At 71.6% G+C, this 20,897-nt stretch carries 23 protein-coding genes and 1 tRNA gene; 9 read left to right on the plus strand and 15 right to left on the minus strand.

Features of this window, described 5'->3' with window-relative positions; genetic code table 11:
* Window positions 1-72: 72 nt before the first annotated feature.
* The 9 genes from BIU95_RS09555 to BIU95_RS09595 form a co-directional block, all read right to left on the minus strand.
* Entirely contained in the window at window positions 73-318 is a 246-nt protein-coding gene (locus BIU95_RS09555; protein WP_071251544.1) for a hypothetical protein, read from the minus strand.
* A gap of 122 nt (window positions 319-440) precedes the next feature.
* Window positions 441-1,037 carry a DNA-binding response regulator gene (locus BIU95_RS09560; protein ID WP_071251545.1) on the minus strand — a complete coding sequence of 199 codons (597 nt, stop codon included), beginning with the start codon at window positions 1,035-1,037 and terminating at the stop codon, window positions 441-443.
* Window positions 1,034-2,215: a sensor histidine kinase gene (locus BIU95_RS09565; protein WP_071251546.1), complete on the minus strand. Its 1,182-nt coding sequence runs from the start codon at window positions 2,213-2,215 to the stop codon at window positions 1,034-1,036. The genes BIU95_RS09560 and BIU95_RS09565 overlap by 4 nt, the downstream gene beginning before the upstream one ends.
* Window positions 2,212-3,195, minus strand: a complete 984-nt coding sequence (locus BIU95_RS09570; protein ID WP_071251547.1) for an alpha/beta fold hydrolase — start codon at window positions 3,193-3,195, stop codon at window positions 2,212-2,214. Before BIU95_RS09570 ends, BIU95_RS09565 begins: the two co-directional genes overlap by 4 nt.
* A 101-nt stretch (window positions 3,196-3,296) precedes the next feature.
* The gene (locus BIU95_RS09575; RefSeq protein WP_017886177.1) at window positions 3,297-3,959 is read right to left on the minus strand and encodes a bifunctional 2-polyprenyl-6-hydroxyphenol methylase/3-demethylubiquinol 3-O-methyltransferase UbiG; all 663 of its coding nucleotides are present in this window, start codon (window positions 3,957-3,959) and stop codon (window positions 3,297-3,299) included.
* Window positions 3,956-4,621 carry a DUF2064 domain-containing protein gene (locus BIU95_RS09580; protein WP_071251548.1) on the minus strand — a complete coding sequence of 222 codons (666 nt, stop codon included), beginning with the start codon at window positions 4,619-4,621 and terminating at the stop codon, window positions 3,956-3,958. Before BIU95_RS09580 ends, BIU95_RS09575 begins: the two co-directional genes overlap by 4 nt.
* A complete protein-coding gene (locus BIU95_RS09585) occupies window positions 4,618-5,358 on the minus strand; it encodes a glycosyltransferase family 2 protein (RefSeq protein WP_306572504.1) in 741 nt (246 codons plus the stop codon). Before BIU95_RS09585 ends, BIU95_RS09580 begins: the two co-directional genes overlap by 4 nt.
* 393 nt (window positions 5,359-5,751) lie before the next feature.
* On the minus strand, window positions 5,752-6,822 hold the full coding sequence (locus BIU95_RS09590; RefSeq protein WP_071251549.1) for an NAD(P)-dependent oxidoreductase: 1,071 nt from the start codon (window positions 6,820-6,822) through the stop codon (window positions 5,752-5,754).
* Window positions 6,819-7,760, minus strand: coding sequence for an MTAP family purine nucleoside phosphorylase (locus tag BIU95_RS09595; protein ID WP_042537808.1), 942 nt, complete (start codon window positions 7,758-7,760; stop codon window positions 6,819-6,821). The genes BIU95_RS09590 and BIU95_RS09595 overlap by 4 nt, the downstream gene beginning before the upstream one ends.
* A 106-nt stretch (window positions 7,761-7,866) precedes the next feature.
* Here BIU95_RS09595 and BIU95_RS09600 point away from each other — a divergent pair, with 106 nt between their 5' ends.
* The 7 genes from BIU95_RS09600 to BIU95_RS09630 all read left to right on the plus strand — a co-directional run bounded on the left by BIU95_RS09600 (window position 7,867) and on the right by BIU95_RS09630 (window position 13,714).
* Window positions 7,867-9,123 carry a molybdopterin molybdotransferase MoeA gene (locus tag BIU95_RS09600; RefSeq protein WP_071251550.1) on the plus strand — a complete coding sequence of 419 codons (1,257 nt, stop codon included), beginning with the start codon at window positions 7,867-7,869 and terminating at the stop codon, window positions 9,121-9,123.
* Window positions 9,120-9,647 (plus strand): cyclic pyranopterin monophosphate synthase MoaC, encoded by a 528-nt coding sequence (gene moaC, locus BIU95_RS09605; protein ID WP_071251551.1) that lies wholly within the window; start codon window positions 9,120-9,122, stop codon window positions 9,645-9,647. The genes BIU95_RS09600 and moaC overlap by 4 nt, the downstream gene beginning before the upstream one ends.
* The gene (locus tag BIU95_RS09610) at window positions 9,644-10,156 is read left to right on the plus strand and encodes a molybdenum cofactor biosynthesis protein B (protein ID WP_017886170.1); all 513 of its coding nucleotides are present in this window, start codon (window positions 9,644-9,646) and stop codon (window positions 10,154-10,156) included. Before moaC ends, BIU95_RS09610 begins: the two co-directional genes overlap by 4 nt.
* Entirely contained in the window at window positions 10,153-10,593 is a 441-nt protein-coding gene (locus BIU95_RS09615; protein ID WP_071251552.1) for a molybdenum cofactor biosynthesis protein MoaE, read from the plus strand. Before BIU95_RS09610 ends, BIU95_RS09615 begins: the two co-directional genes overlap by 4 nt.
* Window positions 10,590-11,267, plus strand: coding sequence for a hypothetical protein (locus tag BIU95_RS09620; protein WP_139179725.1), 678 nt, complete (start codon window positions 10,590-10,592; stop codon window positions 11,265-11,267). The genes BIU95_RS09615 and BIU95_RS09620 overlap by 4 nt, the downstream gene beginning before the upstream one ends.
* Window positions 11,264-11,662 (plus strand): PLDc N-terminal domain-containing protein, encoded by a 399-nt coding sequence (locus tag BIU95_RS09625; RefSeq protein ID WP_017886167.1) that lies wholly within the window; start codon window positions 11,264-11,266, stop codon window positions 11,660-11,662. Before BIU95_RS09620 ends, BIU95_RS09625 begins: the two co-directional genes overlap by 4 nt.
* Window positions 11,663-11,866: 204 nt before the next feature.
* On the plus strand, window positions 11,867-13,714 hold the full coding sequence (locus tag BIU95_RS09630; RefSeq protein ID WP_071251554.1) for an ABC-F family ATP-binding cassette domain-containing protein: 1,848 nt from the start codon (window positions 11,867-11,869) through the stop codon (window positions 13,712-13,714).
* 6 nt (window positions 13,715-13,720) lie between these two features.
* Here BIU95_RS09630 and BIU95_RS09635 read toward each other — a convergent pair whose 3' ends face one another.
* Entirely contained in the window at window positions 13,721-14,197 is a 477-nt protein-coding gene (locus tag BIU95_RS09635) for a VOC family protein (RefSeq protein ID WP_071251567.1), read from the minus strand.
* Between the two features lie 47 nt (window positions 14,198-14,244).
* Window positions 14,245-14,739 carry a MarR family winged helix-turn-helix transcriptional regulator gene (locus BIU95_RS09640; protein WP_017886164.1) on the minus strand — a complete coding sequence of 165 codons (495 nt, stop codon included), beginning with the start codon at window positions 14,737-14,739 and terminating at the stop codon, window positions 14,245-14,247.
* A 79-nt stretch (window positions 14,740-14,818) separates the two neighbouring features.
* On the opposite strand from BIU95_RS09640, the gene BIU95_RS09645 reads away from it, so the two are divergent.
* Window positions 14,819-14,890 (plus strand) — tRNA-Gln (locus BIU95_RS09645).
* Window positions 14,891-15,395: 505 nt separating this feature from the next.
* Window positions 15,396-16,742 carry a hypothetical protein gene (locus tag BIU95_RS09650; RefSeq protein WP_139179726.1) on the plus strand — a complete coding sequence of 449 codons (1,347 nt, stop codon included), beginning with the start codon at window positions 15,396-15,398 and terminating at the stop codon, window positions 16,740-16,742.
* A gap of 185 nt (window positions 16,743-16,927) precedes the next feature.
* Here the strand turns inward: BIU95_RS09650 and BIU95_RS09655 are convergent, their stop codons facing one another.
* From BIU95_RS09655 to BIU95_RS09670, 4 genes are all read right to left on the minus strand, one after another.
* The gene (locus BIU95_RS09655; protein ID WP_071251556.1) at window positions 16,928-18,394 is read right to left on the minus strand and encodes an SDR family oxidoreductase; all 1,467 of its coding nucleotides are present in this window, start codon (window positions 18,392-18,394) and stop codon (window positions 16,928-16,930) included.
* 30 nt (window positions 18,395-18,424) lie between these two features.
* The gene (locus tag BIU95_RS09660; protein ID WP_231564042.1) at window positions 18,425-18,880 is read right to left on the minus strand and encodes a GNAT family N-acetyltransferase; all 456 of its coding nucleotides are present in this window, start codon (window positions 18,878-18,880) and stop codon (window positions 18,425-18,427) included.
* 61 nt (window positions 18,881-18,941) lie between these two features.
* Window positions 18,942-19,919 carry an SDR family NAD(P)-dependent oxidoreductase gene (locus tag BIU95_RS09665; RefSeq protein WP_071251557.1) on the minus strand — a complete coding sequence of 326 codons (978 nt, stop codon included), beginning with the start codon at window positions 19,917-19,919 and terminating at the stop codon, window positions 18,942-18,944.
* The gene (locus BIU95_RS09670) at window positions 19,916-20,842 is read right to left on the minus strand and encodes an alpha/beta fold hydrolase (RefSeq protein WP_071251558.1); all 927 of its coding nucleotides are present in this window, start codon (window positions 20,840-20,842) and stop codon (window positions 19,916-19,918) included. Before BIU95_RS09670 ends, BIU95_RS09665 begins: the two co-directional genes overlap by 4 nt.
* Window positions 20,843-20,897: the final 55 nt, after the last annotated feature.

Genomic DNA, 20,897 nt, shown 5'->3' on the forward strand with positions numbered 1-20,897 from the left:
CGGCCGCCCCACCCGGGTTGAGGGGGGACCCCCGGGGTGGACGACCGCTCGCAGTCTGTGGATGCAGGTGCCTCAGGCGGTGCGGAACGAACCCGTCGCCGTGCGGAACGAGCCGGTCACGGTGCGCGACGAGGACGTCGCGGTGCCGGGACGGCGGAACTGCGTGTCGACGAAGCGGCCGAGTGCGCGGCCGATGCCGGTGCCGGTGTAGCTGCCGACGGGGCTGCGGGTCGCGTCGCCGGTGAAGGCGCCGAGCTCGGCGCGGGACTCGAGGCCGGTCACGTAGGCGCCGCCCAGGGGGTTCTGACGGTTCTGCATGGGTGCTCCTCGTCGTCGTGCCGAGGTCCGCGGGTCACCGAGCCGGCGACCGCGACGCCGTCGGCTGGATGACCACCACTCTACCCACTTGTCTTGCATGATGCAAAAGAAGGGCGGATCGGTCAGATCCACCCTCGGTCCCAGGCCGCGGCTGCCGCTGCGAGGCGGTTGTCGACGTGCAGCTTCGCGATCGCCGACGACAGGTGGTTGCGGACCGTGCCGTGCGCGAGCGAGAGCTCCCGGGCGATCTGCTTCGTCGCGAGTCCGTCGTGGGTGCAGCGCAGGACGTCGGCCTCGCGCGGCGTGAGCGGGCTCTCGTCCTCGCTGAGCGCAGCCGCCGCGAGACCGGCGTCGATGTACCGCTCGCCCGCCGCCACGTCGCGGATGATCTCGGCCAGCCGGGCGGCCGGCGTGGACTTCGGGACGAAGCCGCGGACCCCGGCGGACAGGGCACGTCGGAGGGTTCCCGGCCGCGCGTGGCGGGTGACGATCACCGTGGGCATCGTGTCCGACAGCGCACGAGCGGCCTCGATGCCGTCGAGGACGGGCATCTCGAGGTCGAGCAGGACGACGTCCGGCAGGTGTCTCCGGGCTGCGGCCACCGCTGCGGCACCGTCGGGGACGTCGGCGACGACCTCGAGGTCGGGTTCCAGGCCGAGCAGGGCGACGAGTGCGCCGCGGATGAGCTCCTCGTCATCGGCGATCACGATCCTGATCACGTGGACACCACCGCTCGTGCGGGGGCCGGGATGCAGACCACCAGGGTGAAGCGGTCCGCACGCCGGTCGACGTGGACCGTCCCACCGTGTGGCGTGACGCGCTGCCGGAGCCCGTCGATGCCCGTCCCCGTCCCGATCCCGGTCCCCGTGCCCGGCCGTTCGGACGACCGCGGCGCGTCGTTCGCCACCGTGAGGGCCCAGGCGTCGCCGTCGCGCAGCAGCTCGATCGACGCGGTGCTGGCGTGGCTGTGCCGGATGGTGTTCGTCGCGGCCTCGCGGATCGCGACGGCGAACAGGGCGCCGACCGCGTCGGGCATGCCGGCGGTCTCGAGCCGCACGCGGCAGTCGACCCCCGCCGACCGCAGGACAGCTGCGGCGTTCCGGGCCTCGACCGCCACCGTCACGGTGCGGTAACCGCCGACGAGCGCCCGGGTGTCCTCGAGCGCTTCCCGCGCCACGGTCCGGATGTCGGACAGCTCACCCCGGGCACGCTCGGGGTCGGCGTCGAGCAGCCGTTCGGCGAGCTCGCTCTTCAGCGCGATGACCTGCAGGTGGTGGCCCTGGATGTCGTGCAGGTCGGTGGCGAAGCGGAGTCGTTCCTCGGCGACGGCGAGGTCGGAGGCGGTGCGACGTGCGGCTTCGAGCCGGAGCACGACACGGTGGATCCAGACGACGCTGAGCGGCATCAGGGCGAAGAGCGCGAGGGTCCCGACCAGGACGAGTTCGGCGGGCTCGGCGCGGGCGTCGGCTGCCCCGACCAGCAGGACGACGGTGCCGGCGAGCACGGTGACCCGGGCCCACCCCCGCAGCAGGCAGCCGACCGTGCCGCCCGCGATCGCCAGGGTGAACGACCACGCGGAGCCGGTCGCCGACGGGACGAGCGAGACCACCCACGTGGCGACCGCGAGCACCAGCAGGGCGAGCACGGCCGGGTGGCGCGCCGACGCCGCACCGGCGGGACGGAGCAGCAGCGGGATCGATGCGAGCGCCGCCACCGTCGCGGCGACGGTGAGCACGACGAGCACGGGGGTCCGCGCTGTCGGCGGACTGTCGGTGCCGATCAGGACCTGCGCGCCGCCGCCCACCAGCACCACGAGCCACAGCGACGCGACCGAGGACCAGCGGACGACCCGGACGTCGGCTTCGGCGCGGGGCCGCTCCTGCCCGGGTTGCGTCACGCGCCCAGGGTAGCGAGGGTCGCGTCGGTGTCCCTGGCGATCCGTTCCGACAGTGTGTGGTGCAGGTAGTGGTCGCCGACCAGTCCGATGACCCGGCCGTGTTCCACGCTCGTGGCCTGACGTTCGTGCAGCCGGACCCAGTTCGGCACGTCGTCGTTGGTCCGCACGAACAACAGCACCGGCAGGTCGGTGGGGAACCGCGAGTCCTCGACGGACCGGAAGTTCTCCGGCGCGTGCCGCATCTCGTCGACGATCGTCGGGGCGGCACCGTTCTTCGCCGAGAGCAGCTGCATCTGGCGCTTCGTCCCGTCGTCGTAGGCGTCGCCGTACGTGTCCGACGACGCTCCGCCGAGTGCGCGCAGCAGGCCGAGCCGATCGAGGGCGACGATCGTGCCGGTCGGGATCGGCTCGTCCCAGCTCGACTGCCGCGGCACACTGCTGTCGATGCCGACGAAGGCGGTCACCTCGTCGCGGTACCGCTCCGTGTAGGGCAGGGCGTAGATGCCCGCGACCGAGTGGCCCATCAGCACGTACCGGTCGACGTGCAGGTGCTGCAGGGCCTCGTGGACCTCGCGGGTGATGTTCGCCGCGGTCCGCGGGACGTCGGTCTGGTCGCTCAGCCCGGTGCCGAAGGGTTCGACGGCGACGACCCGGTGCGAGCGGGCGAGCTGGTCGATGAGCGGCCCGAAGTCGAGCCCGGGGGCGGCGGTGCCGAGCCCCGGCAGGAGCACGATCGTCCCCGTGTCGGACGTGGTGCCGGCGCCGCGGACGACGACGTTCATCTGCTTGCCGTCGACGGACACGCGCTCGCCGTAGTCGTCGATCTCGGATGCCTCGACGTGGGTCGCGACGACGTTGACGACCGTCGTCGTCGCCAGGGCGAGGACCGGGACCGCCACCAGTGCGCCGAGGGTGATCAGGGTGATGCGCAGGGACTTCCGCACGGAGCTCGTCTCGATCGGGCCGCGCGGGGTCAGCACGGCGGGTCCGATCAGTCAAACGGCGCGGGGCGCGGAGCGGATGTGCCCCGGTGTCACGATCGACCGTGACGGATGTCACGGTCGATCGTGCCACGGTCCGGTCAGGCGAGCAGCTCGCAGAAGTTCCGGCCCTCGGCCGTCCAGCTCTGCCGCGCGACCAGTCCGGCTTCGGCTGCGTGCCGGTGCAGGGCGTCGAGCCCGACCTCGGCCCACGGGAACCCGGCGCTCTCGTTGCCGTCGGCGTCGACCACCCGGGCGGTGTACACACGGTCGGCCGTGACCTCGGGGTTCGTCTCGACGATGACCCGGCCGCCGGTGCGCACGATCGCACGGCAACGCGCGAGCAGGGCCGTGGGGTCGCCGCCGATGCCGATGTTGCCGTCGATCACGAGCGCGGTGTCCCAGTGGCCCTCGTCGGGTACGGCATCGAACACGGAGCCCTGCAGGGCCGTGCCGCCGGAGCGCTGCGCGATGGCGACGGCCTCGGCGGAGACGTCCACGCCGAGCGCCGGGATGCCCCGGGACCGTGCGGCGACGAGCATCCGGCCCGGCCCGCAGCCGATGTCGATGACCCCGCCGTCGACGTCGTCGAGCAGCGAGCGGTCGACGCGGTCGGCGGCGGCGCTCCAGCGGCCGACGTCCATCGTGGTGACGGCGTCGGGACGGTCGGCGTCGGTGAGGCGCAGGTGGCCGTCGGTGCGCAGGGCACGGGCGTACGGCTCGCCGCCGCCGGCACCGAACGAGACGGGTGCGTGCATGGTCATCGGGTGCTCCCCACGGTCTCGGCACGGAGTGCCCGGGTGAAGTCGGAGTCGGGTGCGAGGTCGGCGACCCGCTCGGCGTCCGGCATGGTGTCGACGTCGAGCAGCTTGCCGAGCACGCCCACGTCGAGGCCGGCGTCGGTCAGTCGTGCCAGCTGCACGGCTCCGGTGTCGTCGCGCGACATCGGCACGCCGCGCAGCAGGTCGCCGGTGGGCTGTCGCAGGTACAGCGACCAGAAGCCGCCGTCCTCGGCCGGGCCGAACCAGGCATCGCGGGCAGCATCGTCGAACACGGGCGCGAGGTCCGCGGTGGACACCTGCGGGGTGTCCATGCCGACGAGCAGCAGCGGGCCGTCGACGGCGTCGAAGAGGAACCCGAGGCGCTCGTCCAGACCGCCACCGGGCTGGTGCAGCACCTCGAAGCCGTCGGCCGACGCCGGCACGACGTCGCCGTCGAAGAACAGGACACGACGCGCCGCGGGCAGGGCCCGGACGGTCGCCAGCGTGTCGCCGAGGCTCGCGGACGCGACACGTGCGGCGCCCTCGGGGGAGAGCGCCGGGGTCAGCCGGGTCTTCACCTTGCCGGGCAGGCACTCCTTCGCCACGACGGCGACGGTCACGGCGGCGCGCGCAGCGTCGGTGCCGTGGGCGTCGGCGGCGGTCACGAGCGGGCCTCCTCGGCCACGGGGGCGGACTCGGCCGCCTGCCGGAGCGGTCCCGGTGCGACGACCCGGACACGGGCCTCCCGGCGGTACGCACGGAGCAGGCGGGACATGTCCCGTACCGCGTTGACGGTGCCGCGGAGCGTGCCGGTCACCTTGCTGTCGCCGATGCGCTGCGCGTACCCGATGTCGGACTCGTCGACGCGCCAGCCGGCCGCGTGGGCGGCCAGGACCATCTCGAGCGGGTAGCCGCTGCGGCGGTCGCGCAGGTCGAGGGAGACGAGGTCCTCGCGGCGCATCACGCGCATCGGGCCGAGGTCGCGCAGGCGGTAACCGGTCGCGCGGTGCATGAGGACGGCGAGGACGCGGTTCGCGAAGCGTGCGTGCGGAGCCCACGCGCCTCGCCCGGTCGGGACGCGGCGGCCGAGTGCCAGGTCGACGCGGCCGCTGGCCACGCGGTCGACCAGGGGAGGGAGCTCGGCGGGGTCCATCGAGGCGTCGGCGTCGCAGAACGCGACGAAGTCGGCGGTCGCCGCGGCGACCCCGGCGGCGCACGCCGAGCCGAAGCCCTTGACGGGTTCGGTCACGACGAGGGCGCCGTGGGCGCGGGCGACGTCGGCCGATCCGTCGGTCGATCCGTTGTCGACGACGATGGCCCGGTAGCCCGTGGGGAGTCGTGCGATGACCTTCGGCAGGGCGTCCGCCTCGTCGAGGCACGGCAGGATCACGTCGACAGTCATGTCCGTCATTCGGTGCGGTCGGTCGGATCGACGGGTCTGTCCTGGCATGTCCTCGACACAACACGACGATGCGCCGCGGGGTACAGGAAACTGCCGGGTCCTGGTCGTTCCGCGCGTTCGGTGCCGGCCGGGTCCCCAGTACGGGGGACAGGGTGCGTTCGTGTCGCGTGTGCGGGTGCCAGAAGACGCCGTCGTGTCGTCGAGACGCCGCCGAATGCGGCGGCGTCTCGCGCGCCAGGGGGCGTGTTGCCGACACGACGGCGTCCTGCGTGGCCGTGGTGGTGGGGACTGCGGACGGGAGGCGCGGGGCGGGGCCGCCACGGGCCTCCCGTCCGACGGCTGGTCGCGCTCTCAGGCGCCGCTCGCGGCGCGCGACCCGCTCGCGTGTTCCGGCTAGCGGACGGCGCTGCGGAGCGGAGCCGTCGCGAAGTCGCGCATGCCTGCTTCGAAGTCCACCTCGGCGTGCCAGCCGAGCTCGGCGGCGATGCGTGCCGAACTCGCCGTGACGTGGCGGACGTCGCCCAGTCGGTACTCGCCGGTGACGACCGGCTGCGGGCCGTCGGGTCCGGCGATCGCCGCGGCCATGTCGCCGATGGTGTGCACGGTGCCCGAGCCGACGTTGTACGCGCGGAAGGTGTCCGACGGCAGGTCGGCGGTCGCCGCGATCGAGGCGGCGTTCGCGCCGGCGACGTCGTCGACGTGCACGAAGTCGCGTCGCTGGGCGCCGTCCTCGAAGACACGGGGCGCCTCGCCGCGGGCCAGCGCCGAGCGGAACAGGGACGCGACACCGGCGTAGGGGGTGTTCGCCGGCATGCCCGGTCCGTAGACGTTGTGGTACCGGAGCGCGATTGCTCGGCCGCCCGTGGCACGCGCCCAGCTCGAGGCCAGGTGCTCCTGCGCGACCTTCGTCTGCGCGTACACGTTGCGGGGGTCGAGCGCGGCGGACTCGTCGATCAGGCCGGGCAGCAGGGGCTGACCGTCGGGCCCGATCGGGTCGAAGCGGCCGGCGTCGAGGTCCTCGCGGCGGCGGGCCGGCGGACGGGTGGGTTCGCCGGACGCGGTGGTGTACGCACCCTCGCCGTAGACGACCATCGAGCTGGCGACGACGAGCCGGCCGATGTCGTGCCGGTCCATGCCGGCGAGGACGTGGGCGGTGCCGGCGTCGTTCGACGAGACGTAGTCGGGGGCGTCCTGGAAGTCCACGCCGAGGCCGACCTTGGCGGCCTGGTGGCACACGACGTCGATGCCGTCGAGCGCAGCGTCGAGGGCGACCCGGTCGCGGACGTCGCCGTGCACGAACACGATGCCCTGCTGCTGGTGGGCGCGGATGACCTCGGCGGGGTCGCCGTGCACGTCGTCGCGCAGGGAGTCGAGGACGCGGACCTCGTGGCCGTCGGCCAGGGCACGACGGACGATCGCGGAGCCGATGAAGCCGGCGCCGCCGGTGACGAGGAGGCGGCTCATGCGGTCGCGCCCGTGGTGGCGGTGGCGGCGGGCTGGGCCTGCGTGGGTGTCGCACCCGTGGGCTGGGTCTGCATGATGCTGGCGCTCGCGCTGGTCGGGACGAGTTCACGCGGGGTGAAGTCGTCGGGGATCGCGGCGACGATCTGACCGATGGCGCGGACGATGACCTCGTTGGCGCGAGCGAGGCGTTCCATGACGAGGGCGTGGGTGACGACGGCGCCGGCATCGTCGACGTCGGGGCCGCTGGCTGCGGCTGCCGCGTCGGCTGCGGCTTCGTCCTCGGTCGGGGCCAGGCCGGCGTCCGCGTCGGTCACGAACGACAGGTTCACGGTCGCGATGCCGAGTTCCGCGGCGAGCGGCACCTCGGGCGTCATCGTCATGTTGATGGTGTGGCCGCCGGCCTGGCGGAGCCAGACGGACTCGGCGCGGGTGGAGAACCGGGGACCCTGGATCACGACGCAGGTGCCGGTCGGGCGGAACGGCACGTCGAGTCCGGCGACGGCGTCGATCGCCGCACGGCGGAGCGTCGGGTCGAACGGGTCCGCGAAGGACAGGTGCTGCACGTCGTCCTCGAAGAACGTGTCGGCGCGGCCCCAGGTGCGGTCGATGAGCTGGTCGGTCACGACGAAGGTGCCCGGGGCGTAGTCGGGGTGCAGGCCGCCGACCGCGCTCGAGGACACGATCGCGCGGACGCCGAGCGAGCGGAGCGCCCAGACGTTCGCACGGTGGTTGATGCGGTGCGGGGCGACGGAGTGCTCTCGGCCGTGGCGGGTCAGGAACGCGACCCGTCGTCCGGACATCGTGCCGATGCTGATCGGGCTCGAGGTCGGGCCGAACGGGGTCGGGACGTCGAGCTCGTCGGCGGTGCCCTCCTCGAACAGCTGGTAGAGGCCGGAGCCTCCGATGACACCGATCGTCACGGCTTCGTCGTTCTCCACAGGTCCTCCGGTTGGTCGTCGGCGCGGGCTGCGCGCTGGATACGCTACTGACGGCGCCACCGGGCGAACCGGGAGCGGCGCCACCAACCCCTGTTCGGAGGCACCTGTGCGAACGATCGGTCAGCACCGCGACGACCTGGCGGCGTTGCTCGCGCCGGTGGTGGCGGGCCTCGGAGCAGAAGAACTGCCGCTCGACGAACTCGTCGGCGCGGGCGAGGGCGCCGGTGCGGGTGCTGGGTTCGCACACCGCGTGCTCGCGGCGTCCGTCCAGTCGCCCGTTCCGCTGCCGCCGTTCGACAACAGTCAGATGGACGGGTTCGCCGTGCGGGTCGCCGACGCCGGGCAGCAGGTCCGGATCGTCGCCCCGATCCCGGCCGGCGTCGTGCCCGAGGCGCTCGAACCCGGCACGGCCGCGCCGATCATGACCGGAGCGCGGATCCCGACCGGTGCCGACGCGGTGTTCCCGGTCGAGGCGATCGAGCCCGGTGCGTTCCCGGCGGCGCTCGAGCTGCCCCGGGTGACGGTGCCCGCCGACCTGACCGCCGGCACCTTCGTGCGCGTCACCGGCAGCGACCTGCTCGCCGGTGCCGAGCTCGCTCCGGCCGGTTCCGCGGTGACGCCGGCGCTGCTCGGGGCACTGGCCTCGGCCGGGGTGACGACCGTCTCGGTTCGCCGAGCGCTGCGGGTCCTCGTCGTGTCGACGGGGTCCGAGCTGCAGGGAGCCGATGCCGACGCGGCGACCATCGGTGACGCGAACGGCATCGCGCTGCGGGCCGCCCTGGCCCAGGTCGGAGCGGACTCCCGGGCCGTCCGGGTGCCCGACCACGTCGCTGCCTTCGACCAGGCACTCGATGCGGCCGTGGGGGACTGGGCCGACCTCGTGCTGACCACCGGGGGCATCAGCGCCGGGGCGTACGAGGTCGTGCGGCAGGCGCTCGAACCCCGCGGGCTCGCGGTGACGCCGGTCGCGATGCAGCCCGGTGGGCCGCAGGCGTTCGGCAGCGTCGTGTTCGGTGGTGACGCCGGTAGCGGTCGCTCCGTGCCCGTCGTGTCGTTCCCCGGCAACCCGGTGTCGGCGCTCGTCTCGTTCGAGGTGTTCCTGCGCCCCCTGCTCGCCGCGGCCGTCGGGCTCACACCGGACCGGCCCACGCAGGTCCTGCCCGCAGCGTCCGCTGCCGGGTCACCCGCCGGCAAGCACCAGGTCCGTCGCGGCCGGGTGCAGGACGGGGCCGTGCACTTCGTCGGTGGGCCGAGTTCGCACCTGCTCGTCCACTACGCCGCCGCCACCCACCTGGTGCACGTCCCCGTCGGCGTCGACACCGTCGAGGTCGGCGACCCCCTGACCGTCTGGAGCCTCCGATGACCGAGCAGTCCCTGTCCGACCCCGGCTCGTCCCGAGCCCAGGCCGACGCCGAGTCCGACGGCCTGTCGCACGTCCGCGCCGACGGCAGTGCGCACATGGTCGACGTCTCCGCGAAGGACGTCACCGACCGATCGGCCACCGCCACCGCCACCGTCGTCACCCGTCCCGATGTCGTCGCGCGCATCCTCGACGGTTCGCTGCCCAAGGGCGAGGTCGTCGGCACCGCCCGGATCGCCGCGATCATGGCGGTGAAGAAGACCTCCGACCTGATCCCGCTGTGCCACCCGCTGCCGATCGCCGGCGTGCAGGTCGACATCACCGGCTCCGACGACCGCGTGCTGATCGAGGTGTCGGTCCGCACGACCTCCCGTACCGGCGTCGAGATGGAAGCCCTGACCGGGGCGAGCGTCGCCGCGCTGACGGTGTACGACATGGTGAAGGCCGTCGACCGAGCGGCCGTGATCACGGACGTCCGCGTGCTCGAGAAGCACGGCGGACGCTCCGGGGACTGGAGCAACCGATGACCGCCGAGCCGACCAGGGGCCGGGCCGCCGTCGTCGTGGTGTCCACGCAGGCCGCCGCCGACCCCGAACTCGACCGCACCGGACCCGTCATCGCCGACTGGCTGCGCGAGCACGGGTTCACCACGAGCGAACCGATCATCGTCCCCGACGGCGGCGCGATCACCGAGACCGTCACCGCCGAACTCCTGGCCGACGCCCGGGTCGTCATCACCACCGGCGGCACCGGGGTCACCCCCACCGACCGGACCCCCGAGGCCGTGGCGAGCCTGATCGACCTCGAACTGCCCGGCATCACCGAGGAGATCCGTCGGCGCGGCCTCGCGGGTGCCGGCCCGACCGCGCTGCTCACCCGCGGGGTCGCCGGGGTCACGAACGCCGGCTGCCTGCTCGTCACACTGCCCGGATCGCGCGGTGGGGTGTCCGACGGGCTCGCCGTGCTCGACGGAGTACTCGACCACGTGGTCGCCCAGGTGCACGGCGAGGGCCACGCCCCGCGGAGCGCCTCGTGAGCACCACCGAGTCCGCCGCACGGGTCGTGCTCGCCGACGTCGTCGACCGCGACATCAGCGTCGACGAGGTCGCAGCCGTGGTGGCCACCGAGCAGGACGGCGCCGTGGTGACCTTCGCCGGCATCGTCCGAGACCACGACGGTGGCAAGGGCGTCACCGCACTCGACTACGAGCGGCACCCCAGTGCCGACGACGTCATCACCGCGGTCGCCCGGACCATCGCCGAGGACCACCCCGACGTCCGGATCGCCGTGCTGCACCGCGTCGGGGCGCTCGGCATCGGGGACGTCGCGCTCGCCGCAGCGGTGTCGTCGTCGCACCGGGCGCAGGCGTTCGCGGCGTGCGGTGCCCTGGTCGACCTGGTGAAGGAGCGCGTGCCGATCTGGAAGCACCAGCGGTTCACCGACGGGACGGACGAGTGGGTCGCGGCGCTGTGACATCTGCCGAACGGCCGAACGCCGGACTGACAGCGGTGGAACGCCGGTGGGTCGAGTCCGAGGAACGCGCTCGCGCCGTCTCGGCGAAGTCCCCGGGAGCTGTCCTGCAGGTCCGTTGGTTCGTCCTGGCGACCGTGCTGGTGTTGGTGGTGCTCGGCGTCGGGGCGATCGTCCTGCCCACCGGCTCCGACGCGCGCTTCGCCCTCTCGGCGGCGGTCGCCGCACTGGGCTTCGTGGCCGGTATCAGTGAGGCCGTGCAGGTCGGCATCCGCCGGAGACGGAACGGGGTGGCAGCTCGTCCTGCGCCGGTGCTCGCGCCGTTGCAGCAACGCGAACAGCGCGCGGTGACCGCGGCTGCGACCGGGCGGCGCGCTGCCCCCGCCGATCGGTTGATGATCGTGCGGGCTCGAGCCGTCGAACTGGCCGACGGCACCGGCCTCCAGCTGACCGTGGGACTCGTCGCCGTGTGGGCGGCGTTCGCGTTCTCCGGCGTCACGTTCTGGCCCGTCTACCTGGCGGGTGGCATCGCCGCCGCGGGGCAGTTCGCATGGACGGCACGGTCCGCGGTGCTCGCACGCCGGTACCTCGACGCTGACCCTGTGCACCTTCGCAACCACGACGCTCGTTCGGGGAATGGTGAGACTCCAAGCGGATCCATAGAATCGCGAACATGAGCGTCTTGCTGCCCGGGATCACCGTCATCCTGCTGGTCTTCGCCCTGATCGACATCCTGACGAAGACGGATGACCAGATCCGCGGCCTTCCGAAGATCGCGTGGGTGATCCTCGTGATCCTGGTCCCCGTCGTCGGCAGCATCGTCTGGTTCGCCATCGGCCACGACTGGGCTCCGGGCGAACGGAACCACGGTCGCTACATCGAGCCGACCCGCCACGAGGACCGCTACGCCACCCTCGGCGACGCCCGCAGTGCCCACGGCACGAAGCGCGTGACCGGCACCGAGCAGGAGCTCGCCGAGCTCGAGCGCGAGATCGAGTACTGGGAAGCGCAGGCCCGCTTGAAGCGCGCGAAGGAAGCCGCGGGCGAGGGCGACACCGCTCCCGCGAGCTGAGCCGGGCCTCCAGGCCGACGCACCGTGCGCCCTCTGTCGACTGGTGCGAGGTTGCGCGCTCCGTGTGCCGCTACAAGCTCGCACCAAGCGGGCAACCTCGCACCACTTGAACAAGCGCGCACCGTGCGACCAGAGCCGGTCGGCCAACCGCTCCAACCACCCGCCCCGCACCCACCACCCCGCCGCGCCACCTACCCTTGACGCGTGGCACATCTCCTCGGCGCCGAGAACCTGCATCTCGAGTTCCCCACCAAGGTCGTCTTCGACAACGTCACCCTCGGCATCGACGAGGGTGACCGGATCGGCGTCGTCGGCCGGAACGGCGACGGCAAGTCGACCCTCCTCGCACTGCTGTCCCAGCGACTCGAGCCGGACGGCGGCCGCGTCACGCACCGCCGCGGGCTGACCATCGGCTACCTGGACCAGCGCGACATCCTGCCCGAGGGCGCGACCGTCGGCAGCACCGTCGTCGGCGACCTCGAGGAGCACGAGTGGGCCGGTGACCCGAAGATCCGCGACATCATCGGCGGTCTGGTCTCCGACATCCCGTGGGACGTCAGCGTCGACGAGCTGTCCGGCGGGCAGCGTCGCCGGGTGGCACTCGCGCGGCTGCTGGTCGGCGACTGGGACGTGTTGTTCCTGGACGAGCCGACGAACCACCTGGACGTCGAGGGCATCGAGTGGCTCGCCGGGCACATCAACCGCCGCTGGTCGTCCAACCAGGGCGGCATGGTCGTCGTGACGCACGACCGGTGGTTCCTGGACGCCGTGTCAACCGACACGTGGGAGGTCCACGACGGCGTCGTCGACCCCTTCGAAGGTGGCTACGCCGCGTACATCCTGCAGCGCGTCGAGCGTGACCGGCAGGCGGCCACGATCGAGCAGCGCCGCCAGAACCTGGCCCGCAAGGAGCTCGCGTGGCTCCGCCGCGGCGCCCCGGCCCGTACAAGCAAGCCGAAGTTCCGCATCGATGCGGCGAACGCCCTGATCGACGACGTCCCGCCGATCCGCGACACCGTCGCCCTGTCCCGCACCGCGACCGCGCGCCTCGGCAAGGACGTCGTCGACCTGCTCGACGTGAGCGTCTCGTTCGACGGCACGCAGATCCTCGATCGCATCGAGTGGCGCATCGCTCCGGGGGAGCGGACCGGCATCCTCGGCCCGAACGGCGCCGGCAAGTCGACGCTGCTCAACCTGGTCTCCGGTCGGCTGCAGCCGACGAGCGGGCGGGTGAAGACCGGCAAGACGGTGCAGGTCGCGGTGCTCGACCAGCAGCTCGCCGACCTGCAGCAGTTCGCCGACGACCGCGTGCGCGAGGTCGTGGCCCGCAAGAAGACGAGCTACGTCGCCGACGGCAAGGAGATGACGCCGTCGCAGCTGCTCGAGCGGCTCGGCTTCACCTCGGAGCAGCTCTCCACGCCCGTCAAGGACCTGTCCGGTGGGCAGAAGCGGCGCCTGCAGCTCATGCTCATCCTGCTCGACGAGCCGAACGTGCTGATCCTCGACGAGCCCACCAACGACCTCGACACCGACATGCTCGCCGCCATGGAGGACCTGCTCGACACCTGGCCCGGCACCCTGCTGGTCGTCAGCCACGACCGGTACCTGCTCGAGCGGGTCACCGACCAGCAGTACGCCGTGCTCGGCGGGCACCTGCGCCACCTGCCCGGCGGCGTCGACGAGTACATGCGTCTGCGCGAGGCCGGCACCGGTGGCGGGACCGCCTCTGCGGCCGCCGCCGCGTCTGCCGGGAGGCCCGACACCGTCGGCGGGACCGGTTCGGCCGGTGCCGTGCCCGGGTCCACTGCCGCTGGTGCGTCCGCCCTGTCGGGCGCGGACCGGCGAACGGCCGAGAAGGAGATGTCGGCGCTCGACCGGAAGATCGCGAAGGTCGGCGCGGACCGCAAGAAGCTGCTCGACCAGTTCGCGACGCACGACCAGTCCGACTACGCCGGGCTCGGCGAACTGCAGTCGAAGCTCGGTGCGCTCGAGGCCGAGGTCGAGCAGCTCGAGGAGCGCTGGCTCGAGGTCGCGGAGCTGCTCGGGGTCTGAGCCGGGCTACTCGACGGACGCGGGGTCGACCGCGTCCTGGCTTGCGTCCGTCGGTGTCGCGTCCTGAGGCGCCCCACCGCTGGGGTTCGCCACGACCTCCCACAGGTGCCCGTCCGGGTCCTGGAAGAAGCCGGACCACATGCCCCACGGTCGCGTGTACGGGGGCTCGAGCATGGTGGCGCCCGCTGCCTGCGCCCGCTCGAGGAACGCCTCGGCCTCGGCCTGACTGCTCGTGAAGTGCCCGATCGTGCTGCTCGGTGCCGTGGCCAGCTGCACGCCGGAGTCCTTCGTCATGTCGTCTCGGCCGTAGACGCTGACGATCAGCCCGTCGTCGAGGGTGAACATCGCCGTGGTGCCGCCGGCCTGCGTTTCCGTGGCGGGGTACTCGGTGCCGATGACGCCGCTGCCCTCGATGCCGAGCAGCGCGCGGTAGAACTCGGCCGATCGTGCGACGTCGGCGACGGCGAGGGTGATGGCGTGCATGCGCCGCACCCTACGCCGGGGCAGCTCGGCCCGTGTGACGCTGTCGGTCAGTCCCCGAGACCCAGGATGAGTCGGCGGAGCAGCCCGGCCAACTGGCCCTGCTCGTCCGCGGAGACCCCGGACAGGATGTCCCGCTCGGCGGCCAGCAGGTCCGCGATCGCCGCGTCCACCGCCACCCGGCCCTGGCTCGTCAGCGAGACGAGGATTCCGCGGCCGTCCTTCGGGTCGGTCCGTCGCCCCACGAAGCCGCGTGCCGCCAGACGGTCCACCCGGTTCGTCATCGTGCCGCTCGACACCAGGGTCTGCTGCAGCAGGGTCTTCGGGCTCAGCTCGTACGGCTCACCCGCACGTCGCAGGGCCGACAGGACGTCGAACTCCCACGGCTCCATGTCGCTCGCGTCGAACGCGGTCCGCCGGGCGCGGTCCAGGTGCCGGGCGAGCCGGTCCACGCGGGACAGCACCTCGAGCGGGCCGAAGTCGAGGTCGGCACGCTCACGACCCCACGCCGCGACGATGCGATCGACCTCGTCCTCATGCGGCATCCCACCATCTTGGCCGAACCCGGAGCGGACAGCCAGCCTCGTCGGTCGTGGGAGGATGGAGGAGCACCCCCGGGTGCGTTCCGCCTTGGTGTAATGGCAGCACGACGGCCTTTGGTGCCGTTAGGTCCGGGTTCGAATCCTGGAGGCGGAGCGGGGACCACGCCGGTCAGGTCGCTTCACCTCGACCGTGCAGCTCGAAGCCGTGAGATCCGGGTTCGAACCCCATTGAGCGTTATTGGCTGAAGCGAGCGAACGGTCACCACGGTGAGGCTTCGACCGCTTGGCGCGCGCACACGGCAGACGCCACGGCCGCAAGTGAGAGGGGCAGGTCGTGCCGGCCGTTGCCCAACCGACCTCGCGCTGGCCCACGTCGTAGCGCTTGCGGATGCACCGCTCGCTATCGCGGTCAGGCTCCTGACGAGTTCCATCACGCTTCTCGACGATGGCGGCGTAGGGCTGGCTAGATCTCTCGCGATTTCTACTGTCGAAGATTTCAGCAAGGAGCCGTCCGGCCAGCGTCGCCGACATTGTCCGTGCGATGCGCAGCCCTCCGCACGCTCCGCGGTGGCCGCGACCGCTGTGGGCCAATCGACCCGGTTGATCGCGGACCTCGGGTTGTCGGTGGCCGGAAGTACGCTTGTTTTAAGGAGGGGACCTTGGTTACAACCCGCGAGAGCGCTTCGCTCATTCTGCTTGCGATCGCGCTTATTGCGCTGCTCGTCTGGCCTGCAACGCGTGATACGGTCCGCCAAGGCTTTCGATCGATTGTCAGCGCAATGCATTGGAAGCTAGTAACTAGTTTCCTTGCTCTTATCTGCTGGATCGTGCTTTGCCTCCACTTAGGCTCGCTCGCATCATTGTGGGACGTGGGCTTACTGAAGGACTCCATCATTATTACACTTACCTTCGCGATCCCCATGATGTTCCGTATACCGAAAGCGGAGACTGGCGGGGCTATCGTACGTCGGTTGATGCTCGATTCATTGGGCTTCGTGGCGCTCCTTGAATTTTACGTCAACGTCGAGCCGTTGCCCTTGGTCGGGGAACTCCTGCTTCAGGTTGTGGTGGCCGCTCTGGTGATGCTCAACACCGTGGCTGCAACGAGGCCTGAATGGGCGTCAGTGCGGAAGTTGACTGGCGGCCTGCTCTCGGTGATCGGCGTAGGACTAATCCTCTGGACCACCGCCGGGGTGATCCGAGACCGAGATACGCTCGATTGGATCGACCTTCTCCGTTCCTTTCTTCTCGGCGTCTGGCTGCCGGCACTCCTTCTTCCTTTTTTCTACGTCGTCGCCTTCCTAATGGCGGCTGAGATGATATTTATGCGGCTGCACGCGGTCTCGCGTACGACGCAGCTGCCGGTTCGAGTGCAAATTGCCGTGTTCGTTGGGCTTCGATCGAGCGTGAAGCTCGCTTCGCGATTCATCGGGCGGTACAACCAGGTCGCGAAGTTGCGCTCGTTCCGCGATGCCTCGCAATTTATGCGCGCGTTTCGACGCGAAGTCCACGAGCAGGACGACGCAGAGCGTCAGCGGCTCGCGATGCTCGAAGCGAACACAGGGCTCGATGGCACGGACGCATTCGGAGCACAGCTAGACCGACGGGAGTTTCACGAAACCAAGGAGCGTCTGCGTTGGATCAGTGTCTGCGAGATGGGTCGATACGAAGGCAACGACCATCGCTATTGGAGTGACGCGGACGGTCTGACGGACGTCATCGTTGATGCCTCAAAGCACGGGCTCCCGACGGAACACGGCATCGCAGTGGAGACTGACCCAGTCGCCCAACGATGGCGCGCTTGGCGGGTTCTTCCGAGCGGCTGGGTGCTCGCCATCGGCGGTTCAGGCTGGCGGAGCGAGTGGGTATACGCAGGGTCCGCCCGTCCGATCTCCTGGCCGGGGGACGGTGACCGCCAATGGGTAGACACCATGACGACGCCAGAGCTTCCGCCTGACTGGAACCGGTCAGACGCTCCAGTTGTGAGTGCAGCGCCGGGGATCTGATGACGGTGCCAGGGGTTGCGATCCGGCGACATCACGGTCATCCGCGACTAGACCGAACATCTCATCGGCGTCAGAGCAGCCCCGCGTCGGCCGCTCCCGAATCTTCCCGGTCGGCTTCGCCGCGGTCCTGCCGCAGGAGAACGCCCCGTCGAAGCACTGACGGAACCGATCCGGTCAGCCGCTCGTCACCACGAACTCGGCGCGTAGTCCTTCAGGAAGACACCGAACACGTCCTCGCCCGCTTCGCCCCGGACGATCGGGTCGTAGACACGGGCGGCCCCGTCGACCAGGTCGAGCGGCGCGTGGAAGCCCTCTTCGGCGAGCCGGACCTTGGTCGGGTGCGGCCGTTCGTCGGTGATCCAGCCGGTGTCGACGCTCGTCATCAGGATGTTGTCGGTCTCGAACATCTCCTGCGCGCTCGTGCGGGTGAGCATGTTCACGGCGGCCTTCGCCATGTTCGTGTGCGGGTGCCCCGGCCCCTTGTACGCGCGGCCGAACACCCCTTCCATGGCGCTGACGTTCACCACGTAGGTGCGGCGTCCGGTGCTGGCGGCCATCGCGGGGCGGAGCTTCGAGATCAGGATGAACGGCGCCGTGGTGTTGGCCAGCTGGACCTCGAGCATCTCGAGCGGGTCGACCTCGTCCACCTGCTGGGTCCACGAGTTCTCGTCGTGCAGGTCGGGGACCAGGCCACCGGCGTCGATCGCGGTGCCCAGGGCGAGCCGCTCGAGCGAGCTCGAGCCCGGGGCCATGGCCTGTTCGGTCAGCTCGTCGGCACGGGCTGCGGCGGCCGCGAGGATCGGGTGCGCGGCAACTGAACGGGCGAGCGCCAGCGGGTGCTGGTCGTTCGTGTGCCCGAAGGTCACGAGTTCGGGCAGCGGTCCGTCGGGCAGCGGCGCGAGTTCCGCGTCGACGAGCGGCTGGTAGGCGCCGGTCGACCGGCGCACGGTCTGCGTGGCGTTGTTGATCAGGATGTCGAGGGGGCCGGAGGCGGCCACGTCCTCGGCGAGCCCGATCACCTGGGCGGGGTCGCGCAGGTCGATGCCGACGACCTTCAGGCGGTCCATCCAGTCGGCGGAGTCGGGCAGGCTCGCGAACCGGCGCACCGCGTCGCGGGGGAACCGCGTGGTGATGGTGGTGTGGGCCCCGTCGCGCAGCAGCCGGAGCGCGATGTACATGCCGATCTTCGCGCGGCCACCGGTGAGCAGCGCCCGCTTGCCGGTCAGGTCCGTCCGGGCCTCGCGCTTCGCGTGGCTCATGCGGGCGCACGCCGGGCAGAGCTGGTGGTAGAACGCGTCGACGACCGTGTAGTGCTGCTTGCACATGTAGCAGGGGCGCGACTTCAGCAGCGTGCCCGCGGTCGTCGATGCGGTCGAGGCGCTGATCGGGACGCCGCGGGTCTCGTCGTCGATCCGGTCGGCGGCCCCGGTGGCGGTGGCGGCGATCACCCGGCGGTCGGCCTCGGCGATGACGCCGCGCTTCTCGAGCCGGTGCGCACGCTTGACGGCCTTGAACATCTTCGCCGTGGCCTGGCGGACCCGGATGAAGTCCGGGTGCGTCTCGTCGATCGACGGCAGCTGCTCGAGCACCCGGAGCGCGACGGTCAGGTCGTCGGGGTCGATGCCGCTGGGTTCGGGGTGCTCGGAGCTCACACGCGATCCTACGTCGGGAGGCAGCGCCGATCAGACGAGCTGCCGCTCCATGCACACGCTCGTCGGGTCGTCGACGTACGGGCCGAACCGGGGGATGTCCGCGTACCCGGCCTTCCGGTACAGCGCGATCGCCGCGGCCTGCGGCAGGCCGGTCTCGAGCCGGACGGTCCCGATGCCGACCGCGCGGGCACGGTCGTGCAGGGCGTCGAGCAGCCGCGTCCCGACGCCGAGCCCACGCGCGGCGTCGCTCACGAACATGCGCTTGACCTCGCCGGTGCCGTCGCCGGCGTCGACGAGCGCCACGGTGCCGAGGGCGGTGCCGTCCTCGCGCGCCACCAGGAACGTGACGTCGGGCTGGTCCAGGTCGTCGACGTCGAGGGCGTGGTAGTTCTCGGCCGGGTAGAGGCTCAGTCCGTAGTCGTCACCCTGCTGCAGCAGGTGCAGGACGTCGTCCTGCCGGGGGCTCTCGATCCGCACGGTCAGCACCGTCACACAGTAGCGAGGACGACGAGAACAGTGAGCGGACGAGGCCCCCGGCCGACGGCGATCATGCGAGGAGTCCCTCGCTGACCGCCCACAGCCGCCTGGCATCGTCGGCGTCGAGCATCGCCGAGTTCGCGTCCGACGGGATGCGGTCCGCGGTCAGGGGCAGGACCCGGTCGTCGATTACGGCGACGTCGCTGTCCTTCAGGTAGACCCCGCCGACGCCGTCGAGCAGCGGGCTCGCGGCACCGAACACGAGTGTCGCTGCGCCCTGCTCGACGGTCTTCTTGCCGACCTCGGGGTCGATGACGGTCACCCCGTGGTCGTCGACCAGTCCCTGCTCCCGGTACGAAGCGATCTGCGAGGCGTCGTGCGGGCCGGGTCCGATGATGACGCCCGGGTGCGCGGCGAAGGCACGGATGCCTTGGCCGGCGTACCGGCGGTCGAGCTCCACCGTGAACAGGACGTTGGCGCGCTTCGACTGGCCGTACGCGGTGACCGGGTCATACCCGTGTGCGAACGTCAGGTCGTCCCACCGGATCTGCCCGAACCGCGCCGCGCCGGAGGTGACGGTCAGGACCCGCGCACCACGGGCCTCCAGGAGGGCGGGGAGGAGCGCCCGCGTGAGCTGGAAGTGCCCGAGGTGCGTCGTCGAGAACGCCAGTTCGTTGCCGCGGCCGTCGAGCCGGCGGTCCGGGGTGAAGAGCATCGCGGCACTGTTCACGAGCATGTGCAGCGGGCGGCCGGAGGTCGACCAGCGCGCGGCGAAGGCGTCGACCGACGACGGGGCCGTGAGGTCGAGGGCCTCGACGTGGATGCCCGGGATGTCGGCGACGGCTGCGGATGCCCGGTCGACGTCACGGCAGGCGACGGTGACGTCGGCGCCGGCCGCCGCGAGGGCGCGGCTGGTCTCGCGGCCGAGGCGGCTGTGGCCGCCGGTCACGACGACGTTCCGGCCGGTCAGGTCGACGCCGTGCAGGACGTCGGCGGCGGTGGACGCGGCGGTGAAGCCGCTGGGCAGGGGGTGCTGGTCGGTGATCACGAGTGGTGCTCCTTCGATTCGATGCGGCCGACGGCGGTGGCAGGGCCGACGGCGTCGGCGATCGCCGACCACGCGTCGGGGTCGAGGCCGAGCGCGGTCCGGAGGAACGCCGTCGTGGTCTGGCGGACGAGGTCCACACGCTCGGGGCTCTCGTCCGTGGTGGCGGTCGACTCGTAGTCCTGGATCCCGCCGAGCAGGTGCTCGCCGCCGTGGAGTGTCACCAGGTGCCGCGCGCCGGGGCTCAGGTGGTAGACGTCGGTGAACCAGTCCGGGCCTCGCGTCGAGAGCTGGGACTGGTCGTGGTCGCCGGCGACGACGAGTGACGGGGTGTGCAGCTGGCTGAAGTCGGGGCTCATGAACGCGAAGTGCTCCTGCGCGAACGGCACGAGGTCGCCGCGCGCGATCCCGGTGGTGGACAGCAGGACCCCGGCGCGCACGCGGTGGTCGGTGCGGTCCTCGCCCGGCTGTCCGTCGGCGTCCAGGACGCGGGCCCCGAGCAGCATGCCCACGGACTGTCCGCCCCACGAGTGTCCGACCGCGGCGATGCGTGCGGTGTCGACGCGCCCGCTCAGGCCGGGGACCGCGTCGACGATCTGGTCGAGGTCGTCGAGCACGCGCTCGAGGTCGTCGACCCGCGTCCGCCAGATGGTCGGGTAGCGCGGGTCGTCGAGCGTCAGCCCGTAGGACTTCGCGTCGAGGAACGTCGGTTGGACGACGACGAAGCCGTTCGCGGTCCAGTGGTCGACCAGGGGGTCGCCACCGGTCATGGACTGGCCGAAGCCGTGGGCGAAGACGATGACGGGCAGGTCCGTGCCGGGTGTCGGTGCGGTGATCCGGACCTCGAGGTCCTGACCGCGCGCGGGTGCGGGAAGCGCGACGGGGCGCACGCTGATGACCTGTGGTCGGGGTGCTGTGGGTGCCATGTGGGCCTTTCCGGGATGCCGTGTCCCCCGCGGACGGAGCGACTGTCGTCCGAAA

Origin of the sequence: Curtobacterium sp. MCBA15_007, from assembly GCF_001864905.1 — a bacterium.
GTDB lineage: Bacteria > Actinomycetota > Actinomycetes > Actinomycetales > Microbacteriaceae > Curtobacterium > Curtobacterium poinsettiae.

What these genes read in the sequence shown, in the direction of transcription:
- BIU95_RS09555 (WP_071251544.1), bottom strand. Translation starts at nt 318, where the DNA reads ATGCAGAACCGTCAGAACCCCCTGGGCGGCGCCTACGTGACCGGCCTC.
- BIU95_RS09575 (WP_017886177.1), bottom strand. Translation starts at nt 3,959, where the DNA reads ATGACCATGCACGCACCCGTCTCGTTCGGTGCCGGCGGCGGCGAGCCG.
- BIU95_RS09585 (WP_306572504.1), bottom strand. Translation starts at nt 5,358, where the DNA reads ATGACTGTCGACGTGATCCTGCCGTGCCTCGACGAGGCGGACGCCCTG.
- BIU95_RS09590 (WP_071251549.1), bottom strand. Translation starts at nt 6,822, where the DNA reads ATGAGCCGCCTCCTCGTCACCGGCGGCGCCGGCTTCATCGGCTCCGCG.
- moaC (WP_071251551.1), top strand. Translation starts at nt 9,120, where the DNA reads ATGACCGAGCAGTCCCTGTCCGACCCCGGCTCGTCCCGAGCCCAGGCC.
- BIU95_RS09610 (WP_017886170.1), top strand. Translation starts at nt 9,644, where the DNA reads ATGACCGCCGAGCCGACCAGGGGCCGGGCCGCCGTCGTCGTGGTGTCC.
- BIU95_RS09625 (WP_017886167.1), top strand. Translation starts at nt 11,264, where the DNA reads ATGAGCGTCTTGCTGCCCGGGATCACCGTCATCCTGCTGGTCTTCGCC.
- BIU95_RS09635 (WP_071251567.1), bottom strand. Translation starts at nt 14,197, where the DNA reads ATGCACGCCATCACCCTCGCCGTCGCCGACGTCGCACGATCGGCCGAG.
- BIU95_RS09640 (WP_017886164.1), bottom strand. Translation starts at nt 14,739, where the DNA reads ATGCCGCATGAGGACGAGGTCGATCGCATCGTCGCGGCGTGGGGTCGT.
- BIU95_RS09670 (WP_071251558.1), bottom strand. Translation starts at nt 20,842, where the DNA reads ATGGCACCCACAGCACCCCGACCACAGGTCATCAGCGTGCGCCCCGTC.